This window comes from Pelomonas lactea (assembly GCF_043555885.1).
GTDB lineage: Bacteria > Pseudomonadota > Gammaproteobacteria > Burkholderiales > Burkholderiaceae_C > Pelomonas > Pelomonas lactea.
The window spans coordinates 315,030-319,731 of sequence record NZ_JBIGHX010000006.1; the positions used below are offsets into that span (position 1 = coordinate 315,030).

Genomic DNA, 4,702 nt, shown 5'->3' on the forward strand with positions numbered 1-4,702 from the left:
GGCGGCTTGCGCGCCGCGTCAGCGGAAGTAGCGCTGCCGCAGCCGGTCGTAGCGGCCGTCGCGCTTGAGGGCGTCGAGCGCCGCCTGCAGCCGGCGCACCAGGGCCGGGTCGGCGTCGGGCCGCAGGCCGTAGTAGTAGCTGCGCGTCGAGTCCTGTTCCATGACCGGTTGCAGCGTGCCATAGGGCAGCTGCAGCTGGCGCAGGTTCCAGGCGGCGGCCCAGTCCAGCAGCGCCACGTACTCCATGCGGCCGGCCAGCAGCTTGCGAACGTTGGTCGCGTCGTCCAGCCCGTGCTCCAGCTCCAGGCCGGGCCTGAGGCCGGCGGCCTGCAGCTGCCGGTCGGCGGCCGAGTCGCGCACGACGCCGATGCGCGCCGCACCGAGCTCGGCGAGCTGGGTCATGGCCAGGTCGCTGCGGCTGGCGAGGCGATACAGCAGGATGCGGCGTTGCGCGATGGGGCCGACCCACTGGAACTGCGACTCGCGTTCGGGCGTGCGGGTCAGCGAGAACAGCACGCTGTTGGCACTGGCCTCGGCGGCCTGCACGGCGCGTTGCCAGGGCAGCACCTGCAGTGCCAGTCGCAGGCCGGCGCTGGCGGCCATCAGGCGCAGCAGCTCGACGCTGAATCCCTGGGCGCCGGCTTCGTCCTGGTAGTTCAGCGGTGGCAGGTTTTCCGTGATGCCCTGCAGCGTCGCGTCGCCGGCAGCCGCAATGGCGAGCGGCGCGGCGAGCAGGGTGGTCAGCGCGAGGCAGGAGCGGCGTTTCACGACGGCGGGTCTGGAGAGCGGCCGAGTCTAGGTCGCCCGCATGACAAACCTTCGCGCCGCCGCGTGCGGGCCGTGCGATTTCGCGCGCCGGGCCCGTGGCCGTGGGGTCAGCCCGGCGTCGCCACGCCAGCCATGCGGTCGTGGGCGCGGAAGAACTGGCGCGCCAGCGCCAACAGCTGGCCCTGGCTCAGCTCGGCGGCAGGGCGGTAGTCGGCGATGTGCGGCGCCAGCTGCGGCCGGTGCGCTTCCACATAGTGGCGGAACTGACCCAGCACGACGTGCGAGCCGGTCATCAGCACCTCCGGGGTGTCCTGCAGCGCCTGGCACAGCGCGGCGAAGAGGGCCTGCAGGCTGCGCGAGTCATCGCCGTGCGCGTGCCGCTCATGGGCCTCGATGCGTGCGGCGTGAACCTGGTGCGCATCGAAATGCAGCACCTGGGCGTGGTGATGGTCGAGATGGACAACGGCGTGGAACATGGGAAGTCTCCGGTGGGATGTCAACGGGTGGTTTCGGTGGCGGCCTGGCAGTCGACGCAGCGCAACGCCTGCGGCTGGCGCTGCAGCCGGTCGAAAGGGATGACGGCCGCACAGTCGATGCAGCGGCCGTAGGCGGGCGTCTTCAAGCGCATCAGCGCGTCGTCGAGGGCGTCCAGCTCGGCGAGCAGGTGGTCGTCGCGGGCCTGATCCAGTTCGCGGTCGGCGTCGTCGTCTGCCAGCAACGCGGCGGCGTGCGCGACGCGGTCGACGCCGTCGCGCTGGGCCTGCAGCGCCGCCTGCACGCGTTGGCGGGCCAGCGTCAGCTCGCTTTCCAGCAGGGCATGTTGTCCGGGGGTAAGGGCAGTGCTCATGGAACCTCCTGGCGCCCATGCTGGCACCCTGCCCGTGGCGGCGCGTTGCGCTGCGTCAAGAAGGTGGCGATGGGAGAATCCGCCTCCCTCCACTGGTTTGGCACGGGTCCGTCCGGCCCTCAAGCGCATGTCCCACACGGTCGCCGACTTCGATTTCGACCTTCCTCCCGAGTTGATCGCCCAGCATCCCGCCGCGGAGCGCACCGCGTCGCGCCTGCTGGACGCCACCGGCCCCGAGCCCGTGGACCGCGTGTTCCGCGAGCTGCCCGAACTGCTGCAGTCGGGCGACCTGCTGGTGTTCAACAACACCCGCGTCATCAAGGCGCGGCTGTATGGCGTGAAGTCGACCGGCGGCAACGTCGAGGCGCTGGTCGAGCGCGTGCTGCCCGGCACGCAGGAGGTGTGGATGCACCTGCGCGCCAGCAAGAGCCCCAAGCCCGGCAGCCGCGTGCGCTTCGCCGACGCTTTCGACGCCGAGGTGCTGGGCCGCTGCGGGCCCGACATGGGCCTGTTCCACCTGCGCTTTGCCGGCGACCCGTTCGCGCTGCTGGAGGCCCACGGCCATGTGCCGCTGCCGCCCTACATCGAGCATGCCGACAGCGCCGACGACGAACGCCGCTACCAGACCGTGTTCGCCAAGGAGCCCGGCGCCGTTGCCGCGCCGACCGCTGCGCTGCACTTCGACGAGGCGCTGCTGGCCCGGCTGGCCGAACGCGGTGTGCAGCAGGCGCATGTGACGCTGCACGTGGGCGCCGGCACGTTCCAGCCGGTGCGCGTCGAGAAGATCGACGAGCACAAGATGCACAGCGAATGGTTCGACGTGCCGCAGGCCACGGTGGACGCCGTCGCCGCCTGCCGCGCGCGCGGCGGCCGCGTGGTGGCCGTGGGCACGACGACGCTGCGCGCGCTGGAGTCCGCCGCGCGGGGCGGCACGCTGCGGGCCGGTGCCAGCGAAACCGACATCTTCATCACGCCGGGCTTCGAGTTCCGCGTCGTCGACCGGCTCGTCACCAACTTCCACCTGCCCAGGAGCACGCTGATGATGCTGGTCAGCGCGCTGGCCGGGCATGCGCATGTGATGGCGCTGTACCGCCACGCGATTGCGCAGCGCTACCGCTTCTTCAGCTATGGCGACGCGATGCTGCTTTCACGGGTCCACGCAACGCGCCCCTGACCGGCTTCATCGACGGCCGCCGTGAACACGGCCCGTGACGTGACCGGCAGCGCGACGCGCATGTGCACGCGCGCCTCGTGCCGCACGTCCAGCAGCGCGGCGCCATGCTGCTCGACAAGCCGGCGCAGCCGCCCCTCCAACTCGTAGGGCAACTCGCAGCCCAGCTCGGCCAGGGCCACGCGCTCGATCTTGTCGGCCGTCAGCAGCGCCTGGGCGATGCAGTCCGTGTAGGCGCGCACCAGGCCGCCGGCGCCCAGCTTCACGCCGCCCCAGTAGCGCACGGCCGTGGCCAGAACGCCGTCCAGCCCCTGGTGGCGCAGCACGTCCAGCATGGGCCGGCCGGCGGTGCCGCCGGGCTCACCATCGTCGTTGGCGGCCGAGTGGCCGCCGGCCAGCAGCGCCCAGCAGACATGGGCGGCGCCCGGGTGTTCGGCGCGCAGCTGCGCCACGCGGGCCAGCGCCGCGGCGCGGTCGGCGCAGGGTTCCACCCGGCCGAGGAAGCGGCTCTTCTTGACGACGAGTTCGTGTTCGGCCGGGGCGGCCAGGGTCAGCGGCATGGCGGGATTGTCGGCTGCGACAATCCCCACCCCATGCTGAAGTTCGACCTCCTCAAGACTGAAGGCCGCGCCCGCCGCGGCACGCTCACGCTCAACCACGGCGTCGTGCAGACGCCCATCTTCATGCCCGTGGGCACCTACGGCACGGTCAAGGGCGTCACACCGCGATCGCTGCAGGAGATGGGCGCGCAGATCATCCTGGGCAACACCTTCCACCTGTGGATGCGGCCGGGCCTGGATGTGGTGAAACAGTTCGGCGGCCTGCACCGCTTCGAGAGCTGGACCAAGCCCATCCTGACCGACAGCGGCGGCTTCCAGGTGTGGAGCCTGGGCGCGATGCGCAAGATCAGCGAAGAGGGCGTCAAGTTCGCCTCGCCGGTGAACGGCGACAAGCTGCTGCTGACGCCAGAGGTCAGCATGCAGATCCAGACGGTGCTCAACAGCGACATCGTCATGCAGTTCGACGAATGCACGCCGTATGAAAGCAAGGGCGTGCTGACGACCGAGCGCGAGGCCAAGCAGTCCATGGAGCTGAGCCTGCGCTGGGCCAAGCGCTGCATCACCGAGTTCGAGCGGCTGGAGAACCCGAACGCGCTGTTCGGCATCGTGCAGGGCGGCATGTACACGAACCTGCGCGACGCCTCGCTGGCCGGCCTGGCCGAGCTGGACCTGCCCGGTTACGCCATCGGCGGCCTGAGCGTGGGCGAGCCCAAGGCCGAGATGCAGCGCATCCTGGAACACACGGGCCACCAGCTGCCGGCCAACAAGCCGCGCTACCTGATGGGCGTGGGCACGCCGGAAGACCTCGTCGAGGGCGTCAGCCAGGGCATCGACATGTTCGACTGCGTGATGCCCACCCGCAACGCGCGCAACGGCCACCTGTTCACGCGCTTCGGCGACCTGCGGCTGCGCAACGCCCGCTACAAGGCCGACGAGTCGCCCGTGGACCCCACCTGCAGCTGCGAATGCTGCAAGGGCTTCAGCCGCGCCTACCTCCACCACCTGGATCGCTGCGGCGAGATGCTGGGCCCCATGCTGACCAGCATCCACAACCTGCACTACTACCTGGCCCTGATGCAGGAGATGCGCGACGCGCTGGACGCCGGGCGCTTCGAGGCCTGGCGGGCCCAGTTCCACGCGGACCGCGCACGGGGCGTTTGACGCGCATCCCAAGAGCTAGGGGGGGCAGGTGTTGCTGCCCTGAAATTCCCCCCTCGTTTACAGGTGAGTACGGATAAATCCGTCACATCCTGCAGCCCAGAATTCGCCCGCCCACTCTGGTGCAGGCGCTGCGTCTGCCGTGCTGTAACTGTTTGAAACAACGGAGTGGGTCCGACGAACTTTCGAGGCCTCCCG

At 70.4% G+C, this 4,702-nt stretch carries 6 protein-coding genes; 2 read left to right on the forward strand and 4 right to left on the reverse strand.

The window, feature by feature from the left end; genetic code table 11:
• Positions 1–18 precede the first annotated feature (18 nt).
• The 3 genes from ACG04Q_RS18190 to ACG04Q_RS18200 all read right to left on the reverse strand — a co-directional run bounded on the left by ACG04Q_RS18190 (position 19) and on the right by ACG04Q_RS18200 (position 1,615).
• Positions 19–768, reverse strand: a complete 750-nt coding sequence (locus ACG04Q_RS18190) for a substrate-binding periplasmic protein (protein ID WP_394512571.1) — start codon at positions 766–768, stop codon at positions 19–21.
• A 107-nt stretch (positions 769–875) separates the two neighbouring features.
• Complete coding sequence (locus ACG04Q_RS18195; RefSeq protein WP_394512573.1) at positions 876–1,244, reverse strand: hypothetical protein; 369 nt, start codon at positions 1,242–1,244, stop codon at positions 876–878.
• 20 nt (positions 1,245–1,264) lie between these two features.
• Positions 1,265–1,615: a TraR/DksA family transcriptional regulator gene (locus ACG04Q_RS18200; RefSeq protein ID WP_394512575.1), complete on the reverse strand. Its 351-nt coding sequence runs from the start codon at positions 1,613–1,615 to the stop codon at positions 1,265–1,267.
• A 127-nt stretch (positions 1,616–1,742) separates the two neighbouring features.
• On the opposite strand from ACG04Q_RS18200, the gene queA reads away from it, so the two are divergent.
• Positions 1,743–2,789, forward strand: coding sequence for a tRNA preQ1(34) S-adenosylmethionine ribosyltransferase-isomerase QueA (gene queA, locus ACG04Q_RS18205; protein WP_394512577.1), 1,047 nt, complete (start codon positions 1,743–1,745; stop codon positions 2,787–2,789).
• Here queA and ACG04Q_RS18210 read toward each other — a convergent pair.
• Positions 2,741–3,346, reverse strand: coding sequence for an IMPACT family protein (locus ACG04Q_RS18210; RefSeq protein WP_394512579.1), 606 nt, complete (start codon positions 3,344–3,346; stop codon positions 2,741–2,743). The genes queA and ACG04Q_RS18210 overlap by 49 nt on opposite strands.
• A gap of 33 nt (positions 3,347–3,379) precedes the next feature.
• Between ACG04Q_RS18210 and tgt the strand changes: the two genes are divergently transcribed.
• Complete coding sequence (gene tgt / locus ACG04Q_RS18215) at positions 3,380–4,507, forward strand: tRNA guanosine(34) transglycosylase Tgt (protein WP_394512581.1); 1,128 nt, start codon at positions 3,380–3,382, stop codon at positions 4,505–4,507.
• The last annotated feature ends 195 nt before the right edge of the window (positions 4,508–4,702 follow it).

Excerpts from the sequence above, each read along its gene's own strand:
- ACG04Q_RS18195 (WP_394512573.1), bottom strand. The coding sequence starts at position 1,244 with ATGTTCCACGCCGTTGTCCATCTCGACCATCACCACGCCCAGGTGCTG.
- ACG04Q_RS18200 (WP_394512575.1), bottom strand. The coding sequence starts at position 1,615 with ATGAGCACTGCCCTTACCCCCGGACAACATGCCCTGCTGGAAAGCGAG.
- ACG04Q_RS18210 (WP_394512579.1), bottom strand. The coding sequence starts at position 3,346 with ATGCCGCTGACCCTGGCCGCCCCGGCCGAACACGAACTCGTCGTCAAG.
- tgt (WP_394512581.1), top strand. The coding sequence starts at position 3,380 with ATGCTGAAGTTCGACCTCCTCAAGACTGAAGGCCGCGCCCGCCGCGGC.
- queA (WP_394512577.1), top strand. The coding sequence starts at position 1,743 with ATGTCCCACACGGTCGCCGACTTCGATTTCGACCTTCCTCCCGAGTTG.